The following is a 20,998-nucleotide window of genomic DNA, read 5'->3' on the forward strand; positions in this document are numbered from 1 at the left end:
GAATTTGAATTTTCCCAACAAAAAATACTCTAACGTATCAAAAAAGTATAGGATTTTGCCAAACACTTCATAACTCAGCACTACATATGACTCATCAACCTGCTATTGAAGGTATCTATGAGGTCTGTATTGGTATCTCCGAACCAATTTCCGCCATTCAATATTGGGAGCAATTTGGTTATCGGATTGGTCAAGTGGGTGAATTATCTGCAGTCGCAGCTAATGAATTATATGGGGTAAATTCATCTTTACGTTCGATTCGCCTTGATCATCAAAATGCAGATCATGGCTTGATTCGGTTGATGATTTGGGAAAACCCAACAAATCCAGGGTTAGGAACGGCGTCAATGAAAGTTAAGGGAAATCGCTGGGCTACATCCTTAACTGCTGATTTATTAACTATCCTCAATCATATAGAAGATGCAAAAGCTGCAGGTTGGGATATCAGATATACCCAGCCTTATTGGGAAGTCATCTACAACAAAGAGAGAAAAAGCCGTCCTTTTATTGATGAGTCCATTGGGGTGCGAGAAATGTTATTATTGCAACCCTTAGCGCGACAGGTGTTATTTCAACGCTTTGGTTATACATTACCTTATTATGGACAAATTAGCGATCGCGCTGCTTTTAAAACTAGCCAATTTACCCACATGGGCTTAATTGTTCAAGATGATAGCAAAGAAACCCTGAAATTTTATGAGGATGTTTTGGGTTTACTGCGTGTGCGTGATGATGTCGAAACTAGCTATGAATCTTCACCAGCTGGTAGAGATATTTTTGACCTCAATCCTGGTGAAAAGTTTATTGTTACCGCCTTTGATGATCCGCGTTCCTCCCAGACTGACTTCACTGCTGCTCGTAGTGGCAGACTTTATCTTGTCAGATTCCCAGATTCTATCAAATTAGAATCGCGATTTGAGGCAGCCCAACCTGGTAGCTTAGGGATATCATTATACACCTATCGTGTGCGCGGAATCGAGACCTATTGCGATCGCATTCGCGCCAGTTCGGTGCAAAAAATTACCAACACCATTCTCAATGAGTTTGGTGAGAACAGTTTTTCCTTCATTTCCCCCGATAACTATTTCTGGACTTTATTAGAAGCGTGATTGGGGATTGGGGATTGGGGATTTTGAAAACAGTTTCTAGCCAGAATATTTCGCCTTAACCCGGAGAATAGCTCCGAATAGTTGAATAAATACGAAATATCTCGCCACAAAATTATGTTATTGAGAATTTGGGCTGCTACAGTTGTGTTAACTGCTTCTTGCTTGATATCTGGAGTGATAACTTTAAACCCAAGCAATGCTACTTCTGCTTTCAAAAAAAATGCTATAGCATCTTCAAAACCCAGCAATACTAAACCGATTATTGTTACTAAAGCTGAGTTTGGAATACAGAATGTTGACGCCCAGGGTAAAGTTGTTTTTATCCCTACTGATAAAGTACCATTTGAGGAGGGAAGCAAATACGGATGGCGGATTAAACTTCAAAATTACAAAGGTGAAGTGACATGGCGAGAAGTTCTACAATTACCAAATCGTCCTGATACCTGGGGTATAGATAGCGGACAAGAGTTATCAATATCTGCAAATGGCCAAGAAGCAGTCACCAAACGCACAGTTAAGACTACACATGGTCTGATTCAGAATTTTTGGACTATCACTCCTGGCGATCCGGTTGGTAAGCATAAGATAGCGGTGTATATTGATGACCGTATGATTGCTTCTATGGAGTTTGAAATCGTCGCAGTTAAGCGAAATTAAGCAACTTCCAATTAACAACAATCCAGTAGGGGCGCAAGGCTTTGCGCCCGCGAGGATAAATCAACACCTTGCGCCCGCGAGGATAAATTATATTATGTCCGGTCAATTACCCATAATAAAACACCCAACCCCCAACCCCTAAGCGCTTGCGGGCTTCAAATGCGCTTAGGGGTTCCGCGTATTATGGCTCAATACACTTCAGTTAGGCTCGAATGATATACACTGTAGGGGCACGGCATCCAAAATTTTTTCTTCTAATGACAATTTTATTCGTGCCGTGCCCCTACGACAATTTTCTGCTCAGACATGATATTAACACCTTGCACCCCGAGGATGATGAAAGCACCGTATTTTCTCAAGGTTTGGACCGCGTTAGTAGGAATATGCGGAAGTTTTAGCTGTTATCAGTAGACCTTTTCTGTTTATAGTTCTTCTGGCGCAGGAATAGGGAAGATAACGCCTGCTAAATAAGCATCAAAGTGCTGTTGGAAGGAAAGCCACGATGTCATATCTTCTCCTTCCAGGAATGATGTTGGCGCTTGTTTATATAAAGGAAGGCGGGTATTAATTTCATCTTGCAGGAGTGGTGGTAAATCCGAAAAACCACTGACTTTGCTGCCGATCGCACTATAGATGAGAGAACCGGGGCGATCGCCCATTTTCATCCAAGGTAGCCATTGACCAATTCTATCCCAACAGAGTTTGAGTTGGGAAACTGAAAGCAGTTCTGAGTTAAATAAATCTGCGGTGGGGACAGTGAGCTTAAATAATTCCGCAGCCTGATAAATTGGTTGTGGGCTGTATTCGACAAATTTCGGATCATCTACCAGAGGATTAGGATAAGTGGGAAAGATATCAAATACAAAGGTTGTGCTGTCACCCTCGACTTGGGCGGGAAATTTACCCTGAAAATGACCCTGTACGGGATTATTTGCGACGTGCATCACGGTTAACGTCTCCCCAGTCCAAGGATTCTTCCATTTTCGCACAATTTCTTCTGTCTGCGGGTCGAGGTAATAAGTCAGTTCCCTGGAGGTAAATTCCCAGCTACCCTCTGCGGTGGGAAGACATCTACTCACACTCATACCCACGATCTTAAATAGGAGTTGTTTCTTTTCGCCGGGAATAAATGTGTAAATTTTACCTTTCCAGACAAGGAATGTAGATTCGCTAGGATCGAGGGAAGAACGGGTTTTCACCCAGTGCTGGGCTTCTAATTCTTGAGTTTGACCAAGCATATTGTGTTTCTTAATTAACTAAGTGACATCTCCTACACTTCCGCAAGCGGTACCGGCGCATTCATCTCACACCCATTCGAGTGGGTGTGAGGCTTCTGCTGATCTAGCTAAAAAAAGCGTAGTCTGAAATCGAGAAAAATGGAGGGATGGGGTTTTAAGAACAACTAGTCAGAGCTGCACCACATTGATCCTCTCTTGCCAACCAACCTTTAATACCTTGATATTCTACCAGAGACCAGTTTCCTTGACAGCCTAATAATTTGACGTTCTCACCTGGGGGAATTCGTCTGACTTTTCGACTTTGTTGATTAGGACTTATATGAATATCTACGCCATTAGTATCATAGCCCCTTGTCGATATGCCTAACTTTGGCAAAGATACCCATCCAGTTCCTTTAAAACCGTTACTAGCATTGGTAATCTGTACCCAATTTCCTAAAGCAGCAACTATCTTAACAGTTTCATTGACTGGGACATTCCCTAAAATTCTACTCTTGCTACTTGCACCACTTTGCACATTTAAACCTTGGGAATTTTGGTCTATAACATAGGCAGAGATATCACACTTTTGTGGATTTTTTGATTTGGCTAAGACAATTTCATTAGCTATGCCAGTATTTATGATTACACTTGTAGATATGAGTGCTAATCCCGTTATTAATTTTGAAGCTTGATTTTTCACTGTTTTTTGTCCTGATTACGGCAGTGATTCGACTCCAGCGTTAAGGCTAGGGTCTTCTTCTCAATATACTAGCTGAACAATTTAGGGTTAACTTGGAAATGGGGTGGCGATCGCATTTTCGCAAGGTGTCCTGGGAACCATAACTAATGATATCAGGTTCGTCTAATTAGTTACCTCATATCTTGCAGCACTCTGCTCATACACGAGTTTAATCACTAAGTATTTCTAGATTTTCGCTATGTGAGCAGAGCCGCCAGGGACTGCAAGTCCCTGTCTCATAGCTTAAGTCCTCTATAAGAGGACTTAAAACTATATCAATAGTATTTGACATACTCCCTGATCTGAAAGTTCAGGGATTCTGGATTCAAACAGCAATAGCAGGCATAGCCCGTCTTACATCACCTAGCCCGACAGACAATGCCCTGCCTGTTGCCACTATTTTACCAAAAAGCCGTCCTAGAAGGACGGCGGCTCTAGACCCAGTTTTTTTGGTAAAAAAAATACAATATTTTTGTATATTCAGAGTTTATGCGTAAAATATGGACGTTCCGAAAGTTATGTCTAGTTATGGGTAGAAATTACCGAACAGTTCTTAACCCTCAACCAACCCCCCTCCCCATATCCCTCCAGTCCCAATACTGCTTAGGTTTGGGCAAATGGTAGGTTGGGTTCAGGCTCACCGCAAACCCAACAAAGCCTGGGAAATGTTGCGTTAGCCTTCCCTACGGGACGCTCCGCGAACGGGCATTGGTGAATCTTTGCCACAAACTCAGGTATTATTGTTCTTTGTATTGTCTTTAACAAAAAACCGAAAAAATTCATTCAATCTTTAGAAAGAAAAACATAGAGTGTTGGTACTAAAGAGCTAAAGTTTTGTTAAGATGCAAGTGCTAGCAATTTATTGGCGGAATACACCAATCAGGGTGTGGAGAAATAAAACATACTAGCAGCATAGAGTTCAGAAGGTGAAGCAATGACCACCTACATTTTCTTTGATGATGCCCTCCGGATGCTTGCCAACGCCTTTTTAATATCAGCAGTACTGCTAATGGCAGCTTCTGGTATAGGTTTGGCAGTTATAGAAACGATTGAAAAGACAGGAGAACGCTAAGTTACAGTCTGGCGGTTTACGTCTTGCCAAATACCATTTAGTTGAGTGTTCGCTGTGAAGAAATCCTGGGAACACTAAAGTATGAAAGTCTCACAGCGTTGCAGCCTCACCTAAAGGTAATAAAACGCACAGGTGACTGTACCGCTACTGAGACCCATATCAAGGAGCAAACTACAATGGGTTTTCACAATATGGTATTGGGCACAGAAAGTCAATCTCAAGAACTACTCAGTCCTGCGGAAGCTGTTGCTGCTATTATCCTAGTTGCCACAGCCACAGATGGTTATCTTTCTGAGGAGGATGCATACTATATATCCTCAATATTATCTCGGATGAAACTTTTTAGAAATTATCCCCAAGATATAATGAACAGGCTTTTTGAGAAATTCCTGGGCATTCTACGACGGGATGGTGTGAATACTTTATTTAATACAGCTAAAGAATCATTATCTCAAGAGTTGCGTGAAGCAGCCTTTGCGGTCGCGGCAGATCTAATATTGACTAGTAATCCAGTAAATGAAGAGGAAATCAACTTTTTAGCGGATTTATCTCAAGCTTTGGCTGTTTCCATTGAAACACGAATACAAGTTGTGCAAGTGATGTTGCTCAAAAATCGTGGATAGCCTGATGGGATAATTGTGCCGGAACACTTCCAATACTGCTCGGTTATCGCATTGCGCCTGAGATTACTCCCAAAATACCTCGCCATGAGGATGTCTATAGACGAGGTGAACTCAGTTACCTGAGCCAGGATAAAAATATACTCTTTATCTGAAAAAATTTCTAAGGTAAACAGGTTGTAATGGTGGAGACAACTGATTGGGAAAGAGTTAACAAATCATAACCGCCTTCTAAGCCAAAGATAATTTTCCGGGTTAGCTGTAAGCAATAAGCAGTAAACAAACCATAATCCCCTGGTAGTAAATTAATACTTGCTAAAGGATCGGCGGTGTTGGCGTCATAACCAGCACTAACGATGAGTAAATCTGGCTGAAAGTCAGATAAAAATGGCAATACTTTTTTTTCTAAGAGTGGCTGATATACGGTGATATCGCTACCAGGAGGAACAGGCAAATTTAATACATTATCGTGAAAACCACGTTCGGAAGCCTTGCCAGTTCCAGGATAGCAGGGGTACTGATGTAGCGAACAGTAGGCGATTTGGGGCTGATTTTGGATGATCTCTTGAGTACCATTACCATGATGTACATCCCAATCGAAGATGGCGACGCGGTTAATTCCGGGTTGTTTTAAGGCATACAAAGCAGCGATCGCCGCATTAGAAAATAAGCAAAAGCCCATTCCGGTATGACTTTCAGCGTGATGTCCGGGTGGACGGGCTAGCACAAAAGAGGGATTTTCTCGTGCTAGAACTGCATCCACTCCATCTAACCAGGCACTTACTGCCAATAATGCTACATCATAACTGCGTGGAGAGACTGGGGTATCTCCATCCAAATAACCGCCGCCAGTAGAGGCAATTTCTTTAACTTTGTTGATGTAGGCTGTTGTATGGGCTTGGGAAATCAAAGACATCAGTGATGGCTGTGCTGATGCTGGTGTGGGCGATCGCCATTCAATTTTATCTGCAAATTCAGATGTTTTGAGGGCTTTGACGATGGCTGTCAAGCGTTCTGGTTTTTCTGGATGGTAGTTTCCAGTCCTGTGATCCAGAAACTCATCGGAATAGATGACTGGCAGCATAGCATGAAAAATATCGGCATCAATATACTGAATGCAATTTTAACTTTAATTTTGCACTTTCATAAAAATTATTCTGATCATCATAAATTATGATAATTTTTGCGAAAAAAAATTTATAAATTTTATTTATTATTTGGCTGTTACTTTTTATGCTTAAATATCTAGATTAACAAGTAACTTAACTTTTCATGATACATATCATAGACCAAAACATACAATAAATCTACGCAATATATCTGTTTATACAATATTCTAATTTTTTGGTTTTGAAGTTCTGATTTTAGGCTTAGTTAATCTCGCAGCAAAAAAAGGCAATACATGTTAGAATTTTATCAGAAATATGGCAATTATTCAAGATTAATTTGGAATAATTTTGCATTTTGTCAACTATAAAGGCTACAACTAAGGATTTTTGGAGTTTTTTAAGTTATGACAACCTCACAGGAGAGGATTATCCCGACAGATCTGCGGAATGAAATGTCCCGATCTTATCTGGAATACGCGATGAGCGTAATTGTGGGTCGGGCGCTGCCAGATGCCAGGGATGGTCTGAAACCTGTGCATCGTCGCATTCTCTATGCGATGCACGAGCTGGGGCTAACTCATGACAGACCCTTTCGGAAATGCGCCCGTGTAGTAGGGGAAGTGCTGGGTAAATATCACCCCCACGGCGATACAGCAGTGTATGATGCCTTGGTGCGGATGGCGCAGGATTTTTCGATGCGATCGCCCTTAATTAACGGGCATGGGAACTTTGGTTCGGTAGACAACGATCCACCAGCGGCAATGCGATATACAGAATGTCGCTTGCAAGCTTTAACTGGTGCGGCGCTGCTGCAAGACATCGAATCGGAAACAGTAGACTTTATTGATAACTTCGATGGTTCCCAGCAAGAACCGACAGTTTTACCATCACGTATCCCCCAACTGCTGTTGAATGGTTCCTCTGGAATTGCAGTAGGGATGGCAACTAACATCCCACCGCATAATTTAGGTGAATTGATTGATGCGTTGGTAGCACTAATTCACAATCCCGAAATCACCGATTTGCAGTTAATGCAATATATCCACGGGCCAGACTTCCCCACTGGAGCGCAAATTCTGGGAACCGCAGCGATTAAAGAAGCATACACCACCGGGCGCGGTTCGATCACCATGCGTGGCGTCGCTAACATAGAAACCATTGAACAGCGAGGACGCCCGGAACGAGAAGCAATTATCATCACCGAATTGCCTTATCAAACCAACAAAGCAGCCCTAATTGAAAAAATTGCCGAGTTGGTGAATGATAAACGGATTGAAGGAATAGCAGATATTCGAGATGAAAGCGATCGCGATGGGATGCGAATCGTTATCGAACTCAAGCGTGATGCTTATCCCCGCGTCGTACTCAACAACCTTTACAAGCAAACCCCACTGCAAGCCAACTTTGGGGCGAATATGCTGGCGTTGGTGAATGGCGAACCCCAGATTCTCGCCATCAAACAGTTTTTAGAAGTCTTCCTAGATTTCCGCATTGAATCTATTGCTAGACGCACTCGCTACCAACTGCGAAAAGCTGAAGAACGCGACCATCTGCTACAAGGCTTATTGATTGCCCTGGCACATTTAGATGCAATTATTAACTTGATTCGCCAAGCACCTGATGCACCCACAGCCAAAGGTGAGTTAATTACAAACTACGGGCTTTCGGAAGTCCAAGCCGATGCAATTTTGCAGATGCAACTGCGGCGATTAACAGCCCTAGAAGCCGACAAAATTCGCACCGAACACGAAGACTTGCAAACCCAAATAGCCGATTTGCAGGATATTTTGGCAAGACGGGAAAGAGTTTTAGAAATAATTGAAACCGAAATTAGTCAAATCAAAACTAGCTTCGCCACACCCCGACGCACAGTAATTACCCACGCTGAAGGAGAAATCGATGAGCGTGACCTGATAGCGAATGAAAAAGCGATCATTTTGATCACAGAACAAGGTTACATCAAACGGATGCCAGTTAACACCTTTGAAGCTCAAAGCCGTGCTACCAGAGGCAAAGCCGGAGCTAAAGTCAAAGATGATGACACCATTGAACATTTCTTGACTTGCTGCGATCACGACAGTGTATTATTTTTTAGCGATCGCGGTGTTGTTTACTGTCTCAAAGCTTATCAAATTCCCATTGGTTCGCGGACCAGTCGCGGTACACCAATTGTACAAATGTTGCCGATTCCCAAGGAAGAAAAAATTACTTCCATTGTCCCGGTTGACGAGTTTAGTAGTGAAGAATATTTGGTGATGCTCACCAAAGGCGGCAACATCAAAAAAACTGAGTTGGCAGCCTTTAGTAACATTCGTGCCAACGGCTTGATTGCCATTTCTTTAGAAGAAGGCGACCAACTGCGGTGGGTACGACGGGCTAGAGTGGAAGATAGCGTGATAATTGGTTCACGTCAAGGGATGGCGATTCACTTTCGATGTAATCAGGAACAACTGCGTCCCCTAGGAAGGGCGACCAGGGGCGTGAAAGCCATGAAACTCAAGAAGGGTGATGAACTAGTAGGTCTGGATATTCTCCCCGCAGCCATTCTTGACACTTTAAATACAGACTCAGAAGCCGAAATCGAAGAAATAGAAACAGAAGAGATCGAGAATGAAGAGTCTACCGAAGCAGCAAGCACTGTTAGCGTTGGCCCTTGGGTGTTGGTGATTACTATGGGCGGATATGGTAAGCGCGTACCAGTAGGCCAATTCAGATTGCAAAATCGTGCCGGTCAGGGTTTAATGGCTACCAAATTCAAAAACCGCAAAACCAAAGACCAATTAGCCACCCTCCGCATTGTCAACAACGACGAAGAAGAAATCATGATGGTCACGAGTCGCGGTATTATTATTCGTCAGGCGGTGAATGCGATTTCCATACAATCGCGATCGGCTACTGGGGTGAGAGTACAGCGTTTAGACGAAGATGACGCAATTACCGGAGTAGCAATAGTTCCCCCCGATACTGGGGAAGGGGTCGAAGAGGGGGAATAGTTAGGAGTTAGGAGTTGTAGGGTGTGTTACGGCGTCAGTGATGCTGAATTTTCAGCCAAAAATTACCTGATGCGCCGTAACGCACCGTCATACCGTTTCACTTTAAGTATGATACAAATACGTTGGTAGGGGCACGGCAATGCCTTGCCCCTACTGGCTTCTATATGTATCCGAGTTTTGGTGAAATGGTATCAGATTTAGGAGTTAGGAGTTAGGAATTAGGAGTGATGAATTGGCAGAAAAATTTGAAGTTGAAAGTTCATCACTCAAAACTCATTAGTGCTTTTATTAGTGGGATTTTGATGGGGTGTACGGTCGCACCGGTGGGCGCATGGTTCCTAGCCTGGATTGCCCTTGTTCCACTTTGGGTCTTAATTGTTACTTCTATACAAAAAAAACAATCTTCGCCTCTGCGGCTGGGTCTAGCTTGGGGTATAGGTTATCACGGTGTTGCCATATCTTGGATTACTGGTATACATCCGATGACTTGGTTAGGTGTTCCTTGGTGGCCGAGTTTGGCGATCGCCCTATTTTGTTGGGCATTTATTAGCCTTTGGGGCGGACTATTCGTGTCGGTTTGGGCGATTTGTATGGTGCGTCTGGACAGACAAAAATCTGGGCTACGTATTCTAATTGGTACAGCGCTGTGGTGTGGCTTAGAAGCACTGTGGAGTGCAGGTCCTTTGTGGTGGAGTTCGCTGGCTTATACCCAATCACCACAAAATCTGATAATTTTACACCTCGGTCAACTTTCTGGAACGACCACGATTACAGCGCTAATCGTAGCGGTCAATGGGTTGATTGCTGAAGGGTGGATAAATACCAAGAATTCCTCAGCGACCTGGGCGCCACTGCGGTTGGTTAATCAAAATTTGGCGATCGCCACAGGACTATTAATTAGCTCTCATCTTATAGGTTTTTTGTTATATATTCAACCCATTACTAAACCAGCAGCAGCAGCAGTGAAAGTGGGAATTATTCAGGGAAATATTCCTAACAAAGTTTTACTGAATCCTGGGGGATTTCGTCGTGTCGTAGACAGCTACACAAATGGATATATAACTTTAGCTGATCAAGGTGTAGATGCAGTTCTGACGCCAGAAGGTGCTTTACCGATTTTCCAACGTGATTTAATGGGAACTCCTTTGATCTCAGCAGTGAAAAAAAAAGGCGTAGTTGCTTGGATTGGTGCTTTTGGAGAACGGGGAAACAGCTATGCAATTAGTTTGTTTACTATCAATAGTCAAGGTGAAATTGTCAGCCGCTACGACAAAGCCAAACTAGTACCTTTGGGAGAATATATTCCCTTTGAAGAAATTATAGGTGGATTGATTCAGCGCTTATCGCCTCTGGATGCACACCAAGTTCCAGGTACAGCTAATCAGTTAGTTGACACACCTTTTGGACGTGTAATTGTTGGTATTTGTTACGAATCGGCTTTTGGGGAACAATTTCGCCGTCAAGCTGCTGCTGGTGGGCAATTTATCCTCAGTTCTTCTAACGATGCCCATTATACAGCGGCTATGGCAACCCAGCACCATGCACAGGATATTATGCGGGCAATTGAAACTGATAGATGGACAGTGCGGGCGACTAATACGGGATATTCAGGTTTTGTAGATCCTCACGGTAGAACTTTGTGGATATCTGGATATAACACCTACGAAACTCACGCAGAAACTATATATCGCCGACAAACACAAACTTTATTCGTGCGTTGGGGTGATTGGTTAACACCTTTATTGTTAGGACTTACCCTGCTGTCATATTTTGTTCGTGAATCTGGTCATTGAGCCGGAAATTTATTTCACGGCTCAAAACCTACGCCGTATTCCTCCCCATCTCCTATTCCCTGTTTGCTTTACATTTATTCATAAATCCTGCTCAAAAATTTCACGATATCTTTAAGCAAAAGCATACGCTTTTATGCGCACAAAATTCTCTCATCAGATAATTAAGTATTTGATAAAGTTACTTAAGTTCGGTGTTTGATTTAACCATAAATCAGCTACTTTATTTTTTAAAGACATATTAATAGTGTCAGCAACCCAGCCCTAAAGGGACTGAGCTTGTAAGAGAAATCAAATGAGTACTTACGCACTAGTACCATGCGGCGTAAATATACGTACTACAATTGTGTTCCATTGTTTACACTATTCCTAGGAGCAGATTAGAAATTATGGTTCGTTCAAAATCCGCACCGGAACAAGCTGAAGTTAAAAGAGAAGAAATTAGCAGTACACGATTCTTTTACTTAACTGCGCTCAGGCCTCGCCAGTGGACTAAGAACTTGGTGGTTTTTGCCGCTCCCTTGTTTGCTTTTAATCTGACTTTACAATCAATTCTTGGATGTTTATTAGCGTTTGTTTTATTCTGCTGTGCTTCCAGTGGCTTCTATTTGATCAATGACATTGCGGATGTAGAATCGGATCGGCAACATCCGACCAAATGCAAACGCCCAATCGCTGCAGGATTGGTGAGTATTCCGGTGGCGATCGCCATGTCAGTGGTGCTGTTGGGGACAGCGCTGAGTGTCAGTTGGCTGCGATCGCCTGCTTTAGGAATCGCTCTCACCAGTTATATGTGCTTACAAATTGCCTATAACTTAAAGCTGAAGCGCACTCCTATTTTTGACGTCGTGGCGATCGCTGCAGGTTTTGTACTCCGAGCCTATGCTGGTTTTGCAGCAACTGGGATTTACCTATCTGCATGGTTTTTAATATGCACTGCGATGTTGGCTCTGTTTTTAGCAATTGAGAAGCGTAAAGCTGAACTAAGGTTATCTGAAATCAAAGGTGGAAAAACTCGCGCCGTTCTTAAACGTTACTCGTTACCACTTTTAATCCGAATGGAGAGTACAGTCACCACTGGTGCATTTATGAGCTATACCCTTTGGAGTGCTGGTCCTATAGTACGCGGGGCGACAACTCCTTGGATGATGCTGACAATTCCTTTTGTGTTGTATGGCATTTTCCGTTATCAGATGCTGAGTGATCCAAAGGATATTATTGATGAAACAGAAAATAATGGACATGGACAATATACTGAACGTCCAGAAGAAGTTTTGTTGACAGATAGACCAATTTTATTAACTGTTATTAGTTGGATTTTGACGGTATTTATGATATTGTTGCTGAAACATAATGCAGTTATTCAATAATTTGGAAAAAATATTCAATAAATAAAGTTACATTTATTGAATAAAATTAGGCAATAATTAGTTATTTAATCTCTCTTGAGAAACTATTGCCAGTTAAACTGCAAAAGATGATGGGTTTGAGCTTCCAAAACACTGCTTACACACTCTGCTACTCAATTATTGATATTGCCTATGAAAGTGTCTTATAGATTGGTATTTTTTATAAAAAAACATCCAGCTATCAAGTGAGTGAATATTCATCATGAGCAACCAGTTGGTTTTTAGCTTACTGATTTTAATTACAGTGGGGTTAAATACAGTGGCTCAAACTCTCCTAAAACTAGGTGCAGGTCAAAATCCTTTAAATATCTATTTATTGGGAGGAATCTGTAGCTACGGCTTGAGTACGATTTTTTACGTATTAGTTTTAGGGAAATTGAATTTATCTGTTGCCTATCCAGTAGTAATAGGATTAACGATTGTAGTCACAATGATATCTGGCGCTATTATTTTAAGGGAAAAAGTTTTAATTTCCCAATGGTTAGGAGTGGGGTTACTATTAAGTGGCATTTGGGCGATAACTTTAGCTAAACCTTGAAATCAAGCAAGTTCTTGACATTCTGTTATACAAACGGGAGATAATCATGATTAAAACCATGAGTCAAAAATGGTCGAGTTATTATTTACTTATTTTACTAGTGGTGATTTTCGGCGCCTTCCTCCGCTTCTTTATGCTGACGAACCAGAGTCTTTGGTTTGATGAGGGTTTGAGTTTAATTAACTCTGATGTCTCGACACTTCAAGAGAGCATTTCGACAGTTAGACAAATAGCAAATAGTGATAGATTTCAACCACTGTACTTTATAGTTCTGTTTTTGTGGCGTCATGTATTTGGTGACACTGAATTTGCCCTTCATGCACTCTCTGCTATTTTAGGCATTGGCTCAACTGTCGTTGTATTTTTTACTGCTTTGCGGATATACGGTAAAAAGCACGCCTTCTGGTCTCTACTAATCATGACATTGAGTTCTTTCTGTGTTTACTACAGCCAAGAGACCAGACATTATTCGTTAGTAATGTTTATTGCATCACTTCAACTATATTTTTTTAGCAATATATTAGTGAAAACTCAAGATAATCAAGGTATTTCAAAATTGCTGTTCGGAATTTTGACTGCCTTAGGAATTTTCGCTAATATTAATATGTTATTTTTCACTATATCTCTATGTCTATCTCATATTGCGATATATAGAAATGTAAAACAATGGTTGCAATGGTGGCTTACTGCTGCGTTTTTATGTTTACCGTCAATTCTGTATATCCTTACTTTACCTGGAGCAACTGCTCCGGATAGCATTGCAATTAGTCGTACCGGATTCCCCATAATTCAAAATATTCTTTTCGTCTTATATGGACTTTTAGTGGGCACAACCTATGGACCTTCAATGGAGCAGTTGCGCGGCGATGATAAAGTGCTGGTTGTGCTTAGTTACTGGCCTCACATACTCTCCTTATTGATTGTCAGTCTTGTAATTTTTCTGGTTTTAGTGCGAGTTTTATTAAGACACCATAAAAAGGGTATAGAGCAACATCCTGATTACTTTTTTGCTTCTGTTCTGGTTATGGGATTTTTGCTCGGATTGCTCTTAGCTATAGTCACAAAAATGAATTGGGTATCGCGTCATTCTTTTTATCTGTACTTACCATTTGCCATACTTATCCCATCAGCTTTGAGTCAGAGATCCAATCTTAGCTCAAAACGCTATGGAGTCTCTCAGGTTGCTCAAATCGCTGTCATATTTCTGATGGTTCTGAATATTTATTCTCTTTTTAACTACTACTTCAATTATGACTATCACAAAGATGACTACCGCTCTGCTGTACAGTACCTGATAAAACATCGTTCCTCTTCTACACAATCTATATTATTATGGGGCAATCCAAGATTACTAAAATACTACGGTGATACTGCAACACTGGATGGAAATAAATTAGGAACGCAGTTAAGGGAGGGAAGTCTTGATGGAAAATTTGCCCAAACAGTTGAAAAAATAACAAATAATGTAAATGAAGTTTTCCTTGTTATTAATCGTGAGCATTATTTTTCCAAAGGATTAATTGAAAGAGAGATGAATGATTTGTATAACCTGGATTCTCGACATAATTTTGCATATTTCAAGATATATCGTTTTACCAGAAAAGTTGGAAGTTAATTTCTTATTTAGGGCTTGCTGAATAAGTCTCTAAAGCGAACCTAGAAGCCACACAGGTTGCAAAATGGTTGTTTGATTGCTCAGTTTCCAAATTTACTCAGCGCTCGCTAACGAAAGTGCAAGGGTTTTGAGACTCTAGATGTTATAACCTTGCATTTGTTTGGTGAAAACCGGCTGGAATTCCTTACCTGGACTGCATTACACCTTTATTAAGCAACCCCTATTTATTAAAGGCTCACAAGAATGGGACAGAAGTTAAAACTATGAATCCTGTTGTAAACTCATCTAAATCATCCGTCGTAGCAGCTTTTGATTTCGATGGCACCTTAACTAAACGAGATACATTGCTACCGTTTCTGTTGATGGCTGTAGGACGATGGTCTTTTTGGTGGGGATTAGTGGTAATGAGTCCTATACTCGCAGCCTTAGCCCTGAAATTGATTCCCAACTGGCGGGCTAAGGAAGCTGTGCTGAGTTATTTCTTATCCGGTAAAGAACAAACAAAAATCTATAAAATTGCACAGGAATTTGCACTGGAAAAGATACCAAACTTACTTCGCCCTGAGGCTTTGCAGCGTCTACAATGGCATCAAGCACAAGGACATCAAATTGTTTTAGTCAGTGCTTCTTTGGAAGCCTATTTACTACCCTGGGCACAGAAAATGGGGTTTGACCAAGTTATAGGAACTCAATTAGAAGTTGAGGATAACCGTTTAACAGGTCGGATTTTGGGGAAAAATTGTTATGGACCTGAAAAGGTTGCGCGGCTGGGAGCAGTTTTGGGGGAGTTGAATAAGTACAGTATTTATGCTTATGGAGACAGTCGAGGAGACAAAGAACTGCTGGCTGTGTCTAATTACCCCTATTACCGAAAGTTTCCATCTGTTAACAATGGAGATATGGGGGGATAAGAAATTTTTAATTTTTAACTAATTACAACAAGCCGCGTTGAAAGCCCTTGAAGATGTAGCCTGTAGCGTGGCGGAAAGCTATATCTGTGCTTTAGACAAGGGATGAAAACGGGTTTAAGCGGTTTACCTAAATATTACAAATTATACTATGAATGCACATCGAGAATCTACAGTGTTCAGTTCTGGAACTTTAAAAGTAAAGCCAGATGCAACAAGACTGACTGAAAATCGTCGTCTGCAGCTGTTTTCTGGTTCTGCTAATTTACAACTGTCTCAAGAAGTCGCTCGCTATCTGGGGATGGACTTGGGTCCAATGATTTGCAAAAAATTTGCGGACGGCGAACTTTACGTTCAAATCCAAGAATCAATTCGGGGTGGCGATGTTTATCTAATCCAGCCATCTTGTCAACCTGTCAATGATCACTTAATGGAATTACTGATTATGATTGACGCCTGTCGTCGAGCTTCAGCTCGACAGGTGACAGCAGTAATTCCTTATTATGGTTATGCTCGCGCTGACCGCAAAACTGCAGGACGTGAGTCCATAACTGCCAAATTGGTTGCTAACTTAATTACTCAAGCAGGTGCTAACCGTGTTCTAGCAATGGATTTGCATTCGGCGCAAATTCAGGGCTATTTCGATATCCCCTTAGACCATGTTTACGGTTCGCCGATATTGCTGGATTATTTGGCGAGCAAACAACTAGCTGATCTGGTGGTTGTTTCTCCCGATGTCGGCGGTGTAGCAAGGGCTAGAGCATTTGCCAAAAAGCTTAATGATGCTCCCTTAGCAATTATTGACAAACGTCGTCAGGCTCACAATATAGCGGAAGTGATGAATGTCATCGGCGATGTTAAGGGCAAAACAGCAGTGTTGGTGGACGATATGATTGACACTGGCGGCACAATTACTGCAGGCGCCAAGCTACTGCGTGAAGAAGGGGCACGTCAGGTATACGCCTGCGCCACTCATGCAGTCTTTTCCCCACCTGCAATTGAGCGGTTGTCCAGTGGCGTATTTGAAGAAGTTATTGTCACCAATACGATTCCTATCCCAGATAGCAGTCGCTTTCCACAATTAGTACTGCTGTCAGTAGCTAACGTACTAGGGGAAACAATCTGGCGAATTCATGAAGATAGCTCAGTAAGTAGTATGTTTCGCTAGCAAAAAAATAACTGTTTAGAGACTTATTCAGCAAGCCCTATTTACCTGAAAATAATTGTAATATCTGTACCTCATTTACCTGCAATCTGCTGTAAATATCAAAGTGTCTTGAGGCTCAAGTGCGACTCAGGGGCACGAGATCAAATCCCAAAACTCCGATTCTCTCGTAGTGGGTTCTCAGTAGCCAGGGTTGTGAAACACACGCTCTCAGACTTTTCAAACATCCTCTTACTGTTTAACTTGTACACAGGGCGCTTCTCTATTAGAAGGGGGATCGGCGTAAATTGCTAAGGTGTGATATTCAGGATTTCCTTTTCCATAGATTACTTGAAAGGTATACAATTTATTTCTGCCTTGCCGTTCTGTTACCACGGTTAAAAGTGTCTTATCAGTGTTAGGTAGTCCGGGAATTTTCAATTTTTCAATGCGCCTGAGTTGGATGACACTTGCGGCTGAGTTCTTACAATCTCCTAAAGTACTATTGCGGTCTAGTCCTAACTGTGTACACATTTGACCATCAAAATCGATAGTTACTTGTGATGGGTCATTTAACCAAACTTTCTTAATTGTTTCTCCAGAGGGGATGAAGCTTAAATTTGTACCTTGCTGATAGGAGATGTCGATAGTAGGTATTACTCCACCTAAACCCTGTGCTTGACAGGAAAAGATGGAACGGAGAACGGCATTATTAGCCACAGCCTGTCCTGCCATCAATAACATTGCAGCCGAGAAAAAGGGTAAAATTAAAGGTAAAAAATCAGAATTGTTTGGGGTATTTCCTGGGAATTTGAGATTGTTTTTCATGGCTGCAAATGAGGAGATGGATAGATATAAAAGCTGACTAAAGCTGCATTAATTGATTGACATATATTTCAACTTGTGTTCCTGCAGGCATAAACCAAATATTGGTTCGTTGCATCATTTGCGATATTGCCTGTTGATTGCGTTGTGATATCAGGGGAACTACAGTATTTATACCACCTTCAAAAACACCTGCCAAGATATTGCGTTGGGAGTTGCCGGAGGTAGTTGTAGTGCTACCGCCACTTATGATAATTTGGGAGTCAGTACGATTAAGTAATTCGGCTGCTTTACCAAGACCTCCCAAGGCGAATAGTCCTAGATCCATTCCGGCTATGGAGGACCCTTGATTAGGGAATTGATTGGCGATGAGAGGTTTACCTTGGGAACCACGAATTACGAGGGCATTTGGTGGTAAGTTTCGTTCTGTTAGCTTGCCGTTATTTTGCGTTATCAGTTTGACGACATTCAACTGTACTAACCCTTGTTCAGAAAGAGAATTAATTTCAGTTAATAACTCGGTGTTTGCGGGTATGGCGATCGTACCATCCACAGCTTTTAATGGTTCTTTCAATCGCACCACAAATAAGTTTTTATTTTCGGATTTATCATCATCATTATTATTTCTTGATCTAGTCGTTTCGCCAAATACCGCTGTCGCTAACACAGCTTTAGCGCTAGTCCCAACGGCTAGAGATTTTGGACTCTGCTGTTTTGCTTGGCTAATTAGAGGTGCTGGTGGTGTTAGGTTACTTGCGGGGTTGGAGTCTGCTTGCTGGATGTCAGTATTTCGTACAGGTGGAGCAGAATTTTGATTGTTATTAGGTCTTTCTGTTGCTAACACCTGACCGTAGCTTCCTAATTTTGCTAACCTTGTCCATTCATCAAGGGGATTTGGTGTGGGATTTGGTGTGGGTCGTGGTGTCAACATCACCGATGGTTCGTCGGTTTCTGGCTTTGGACTTGGTAGTGGACGTGGTGAAGCTGGCTTAGAGGGTGGTGTCACAGTCCGCGCAACTGTCAGAGGACGAGGCTGGACAAGTGGTTGTGGGGGTGTTGGTATTCTATCTGGTAGCACTTCCTTTGGATCTTTGGTAGTAACAGACGGTGTTATTTGTGTTTGGGTGACCAATTGAGCTGACGGTATGAGTTTTGCAGTTCTAAGCTGTTGTTGTGCGGCTTTGACATCTTCTGCTTGTTCAGTCAGGGCTAATTTTGTTTTGAGGGTTTCTATTTGTGCTTCTAAGGCTGGGGATGGAGATTCATCTTCTGATTGCGATCGCGGATCTGGTGAAACAATATCATTATTGCTGGGCTTTTGATTGCTCCCACTCATCATCTGTGACAAAAAGGTGCCAGCTAACAAAACTATAGCTAATGTCCCAGTACCCACCAAACCTAATTTCGCAAAAGGGTTAGATGACAAGGGTTGCTCAGTGGGAATTTCAGGTGATGGGGACAGGGCCGATTGTATGCTGGCTAAATCTTCTAGTGCTTCGCCATCAACAGCGGAAAATTCCTCTTCAAGATTGTCCGATTCTTCGATAAATCCCACTAATCTAGCCATCCGCGCTTCCCAATCTGAAGCTTCTAGTTCTAGTGGGTAATTGTCGGTGCTTAAATCAATTACATTTTCTGGATGAGTCGCCGCAGAAATTGATACTTGTGTCATAATATAGTTTATTTGTGATTTGAAGAACAATCTTTACCGTTGATCTCACAGACATTATAAATTTCTAGTCTAGCTTGGCCAAGGCGATAAGCTTCTCGGTGTAATGGCAATGGTGCATTTGGTATGACCGTTGCTTGTTCATCTATTGCTCGGACTAAAATTTGTTTATTAAAGGCAATAGACTTACCCAGATTATCAGAATTATTAAAGATTAATTGATTGGCATTTATCTGCAATTTCCATTCACCATCAGCTATTTTTTTGGGTTGAGAAATTTTGACTATAACCAATACAGTTTCAGCTACTCTATTTACATTGTCAAATTGGTTAGCTGGATCTAAATTTATGACTTCTGACTGAAATTTTTGTTTTAAATCATCAGCTATTAATCCAGAACTACTATTCCAAATTGTTTTGGGTGGTTTTTTTGGAGACCAAGTAAGCAAAAAGCTCATGGTTTCACCAACAAAACGGCGAATCGTTTCTGGATGGCGTTCTAAATTAGGTTTCGGGTCTACTGTTATGGTACGACCATCAACAAGTTGCACTAAACTTTGAGGTGTTAATTGCTTTTCTAAATCTTGCAACATAGACCCGTGGAACAAAAGTAATAGCAAGCCGAAAATATTCAATCCAAATGTTCCTACTGCAAAAAGTGGTAAGAGGCTATTTTTGGTTTCTGGCTTAAATTTCTGCATTTATTATAAATTTTATAAAATTATAAATAATTTATCTCTTCAAAAAATCAGACGTTGGTTTATTTATACATTCCTGGGTTATACTTCGATTATTTTGTTCGTCTAATAAACAGAAACTCCGGATTTCATAAATTTCTAATTTGTCGGCGCGGATACTAGAAATAGCCTTTTGTAAGTCGCTGGTATCCTCAGTCAATGGAGTAGCAAAATAATCTACTGCTCGCACTAATAAATCTTTATTAAAAGGAGTGATAATTTTGCGATTATCGGCTTGCTTTTTTTGAATTAAGTCAGCTACCATACCCACTCGCCATTTCCCTGGTGCAATTTTTTGCGGTGGATAAACCCGCTTGATAACTAACTCTACTGACATAGCTTGGCTGGGATTATTAGAAAATATTTCTGGCGGTGTTAATTCGGCAATTTTGCTTAAGAAGCCTTTACGAAAATCTTCTGATAAAGCAAAACCAGCTATCCAACTTCTGGTGCTAATTTTTTGACTACCACCTTGTGGTGTTTTAATGAGCATTCCTGGATCTGGTTTGGGTTTTGCGACTTCTTCCATACTTTGTGGTGGTAGTGTTCCCGACCAGTTAAATATTGATGTCATCGTTTTATTGATGAATTGGCGAATTGCTTCTGGTTCTCTTTCCAAATCATCGGTAAGAGGTATGGGTTTACCATCTATAAGTTGTACAAAGTTGGGTGGTTTTCGCTGACTGAGTTGGCGAATATTTAACCCTTGTAAGATGAATAAAAATAAAACAAATATATGCAAACCAAAAGCTGCGATCGCAAAGATAGTCAAAATACTAAATGTGCGTTGTTTCTTTTTCGCTAACCGTACCATTTACTTATTCCCCTCAACACAAGCCATATT

18 protein-coding genes are annotated in these 20,998 nt (G+C 41.4%); 11 read left to right on the forward strand and 7 right to left on the reverse strand.

The window, feature by feature from the left end; genetic code table 11:
• Window positions 1–86: 86 nt before the first annotated feature.
• Window positions 87–1,109 carry a VOC family protein gene (locus HEQ19_12855; GenBank protein ID WYM00277.1) on the forward strand — a complete coding sequence of 341 codons (1,023 nt, stop codon included), beginning with the start codon at window positions 87–89 and terminating at the stop codon, window positions 1,107–1,109.
• A gap of 114 nt (window positions 1,110–1,223) precedes the next feature.
• Window positions 1,224–1,766 carry a hypothetical protein gene (locus HEQ19_12860; GenBank protein ID WYM03384.2) on the forward strand — a complete coding sequence of 181 codons (543 nt, stop codon included), beginning with the start codon at window positions 1,224–1,226 and terminating at the stop codon, window positions 1,764–1,766.
• 422 nt (window positions 1,767–2,188) lie between these two features.
• Here HEQ19_12860 and HEQ19_12865 read toward each other — a convergent pair whose 3' ends face one another.
• Window positions 2,189–3,004, reverse strand: coding sequence for a DUF1838 domain-containing protein (locus HEQ19_12865; protein ID WYM00278.1), 816 nt, complete (start codon window positions 3,002–3,004; stop codon window positions 2,189–2,191).
• A 154-nt stretch (window positions 3,005–3,158) separates the two neighbouring features.
• On the reverse strand, window positions 3,159–3,686 hold the full coding sequence (locus HEQ19_12870; protein ID WYM00279.1) for an SH3 domain-containing protein: 528 nt from the start codon (window positions 3,684–3,686) through the stop codon (window positions 3,159–3,161).
• Between the two features lie 973 nt (window positions 3,687–4,659).
• On the opposite strand from HEQ19_12870, the gene HEQ19_12875 reads away from it, so the two are divergent.
• Window positions 4,660–4,797, forward strand: coding sequence for a hypothetical protein (locus tag HEQ19_12875; protein ID WYM00280.1), 138 nt, complete (start codon window positions 4,660–4,662; stop codon window positions 4,795–4,797).
• A gap of 176 nt (window positions 4,798–4,973) precedes the next feature.
• Window positions 4,974–5,420, forward strand: coding sequence for a tellurite resistance TerB family protein (locus HEQ19_12880; GenBank protein ID WYM00281.1), 447 nt, complete (start codon window positions 4,974–4,976; stop codon window positions 5,418–5,420).
• A gap of 160 nt (window positions 5,421–5,580) precedes the next feature.
• Here HEQ19_12880 and HEQ19_12885 read toward each other — a convergent pair whose 3' ends face one another.
• Entirely contained in the window at window positions 5,581–6,501 is a 921-nt protein-coding gene (locus tag HEQ19_12885; protein ID WYM00282.1) for a histone deacetylase, read from the reverse strand.
• Window positions 6,502–6,930: 429 nt separating this feature from the next.
• On the opposite strand from HEQ19_12885, the gene gyrA reads away from it, so the two are divergent.
• The 7 genes from gyrA to HEQ19_12920 all read left to right on the forward strand — a co-directional run bounded on the left by gyrA (window position 6,931) and on the right by HEQ19_12920 (window position 16,947).
• On the forward strand, window positions 6,931–9,519 hold the full coding sequence (gyrA, locus tag HEQ19_12890; protein ID WYM00283.1) for a DNA topoisomerase (ATP-hydrolyzing) subunit A: 2,589 nt from the start codon (window positions 6,931–6,933) through the stop codon (window positions 9,517–9,519).
• A gap of 227 nt (window positions 9,520–9,746) precedes the next feature.
• Window positions 9,747–11,312: an apolipoprotein N-acyltransferase gene (lnt, locus tag HEQ19_12895; GenBank protein ID WYM03385.2), complete on the forward strand. Its 1,566-nt coding sequence runs from the start codon at window positions 9,747–9,749 to the stop codon at window positions 11,310–11,312.
• A 386-nt stretch (window positions 11,313–11,698) separates the two neighbouring features.
• Window positions 11,699–12,679, forward strand: a complete 981-nt coding sequence (locus HEQ19_12900; GenBank protein WYM00284.1) for a decaprenyl-phosphate phosphoribosyltransferase — start codon at window positions 11,699–11,701, stop codon at window positions 12,677–12,679.
• A gap of 241 nt (window positions 12,680–12,920) precedes the next feature.
• Window positions 12,921–13,256 carry an SMR family transporter gene (locus tag HEQ19_12905; GenBank protein WYM00285.1) on the forward strand — a complete coding sequence of 112 codons (336 nt, stop codon included), beginning with the start codon at window positions 12,921–12,923 and terminating at the stop codon, window positions 13,254–13,256.
• A 46-nt stretch (window positions 13,257–13,302) separates the two neighbouring features.
• A complete protein-coding gene (locus tag HEQ19_12910) occupies window positions 13,303–14,871 on the forward strand; it encodes a glycosyltransferase family 39 protein (protein WYM00286.1) in 1,569 nt (522 codons plus the stop codon).
• Window positions 14,872–15,134: 263 nt separating this feature from the next.
• The gene (locus HEQ19_12915) at window positions 15,135–15,782 is read left to right on the forward strand and encodes an HAD-IB family hydrolase (protein WYM00287.1); all 648 of its coding nucleotides are present in this window, start codon (window positions 15,135–15,137) and stop codon (window positions 15,780–15,782) included.
• A 148-nt stretch (window positions 15,783–15,930) separates the two neighbouring features.
• Window positions 15,931–16,947, forward strand: coding sequence for a ribose-phosphate pyrophosphokinase (locus tag HEQ19_12920; protein ID WYM00288.1), 1,017 nt, complete (start codon window positions 15,931–15,933; stop codon window positions 16,945–16,947).
• A gap of 228 nt (window positions 16,948–17,175) precedes the next feature.
• On the opposite strand, the gene HEQ19_12925 is transcribed toward HEQ19_12920, so the two are convergent.
• The 4 genes from HEQ19_12925 to HEQ19_12940 all read right to left on the reverse strand — a co-directional run bounded on the left by HEQ19_12925 (window position 17,176) and on the right by HEQ19_12940 (window position 20,968).
• Entirely contained in the window at window positions 17,176–17,667 is a 492-nt protein-coding gene (locus HEQ19_12925) for a hypothetical protein (GenBank protein ID WYM00289.2), read from the reverse strand.
• 121 nt (window positions 17,668–17,788) lie between these two features.
• Window positions 17,789–19,420: a TrbI/VirB10 family protein gene (locus HEQ19_12930; GenBank protein WYM00290.1), complete on the reverse strand. Its 1,632-nt coding sequence runs from the start codon at window positions 19,418–19,420 to the stop codon at window positions 17,789–17,791.
• Between the two features lie 8 nt (window positions 19,421–19,428).
• Window positions 19,429–20,118 (reverse strand): hypothetical protein, encoded by a 690-nt coding sequence (locus tag HEQ19_12935; GenBank protein WYM00291.1) that lies wholly within the window; start codon window positions 20,116–20,118, stop codon window positions 19,429–19,431.
• Window positions 20,119–20,149: 31 nt separating this feature from the next.
• Window positions 20,150–20,968, reverse strand: a complete 819-nt coding sequence (locus HEQ19_12940; protein ID WYM00292.1) for a hypothetical protein — start codon at window positions 20,966–20,968, stop codon at window positions 20,150–20,152.
• Window positions 20,969–20,998 lie beyond the last annotated feature (30 nt).

The organism is Gloeotrichia echinulata CP02, assembly GCA_038087035.1.
GTDB lineage: Bacteria > Cyanobacteriota > Cyanobacteriia > Cyanobacteriales > Nostocaceae > Gloeotrichia > Gloeotrichia echinulata.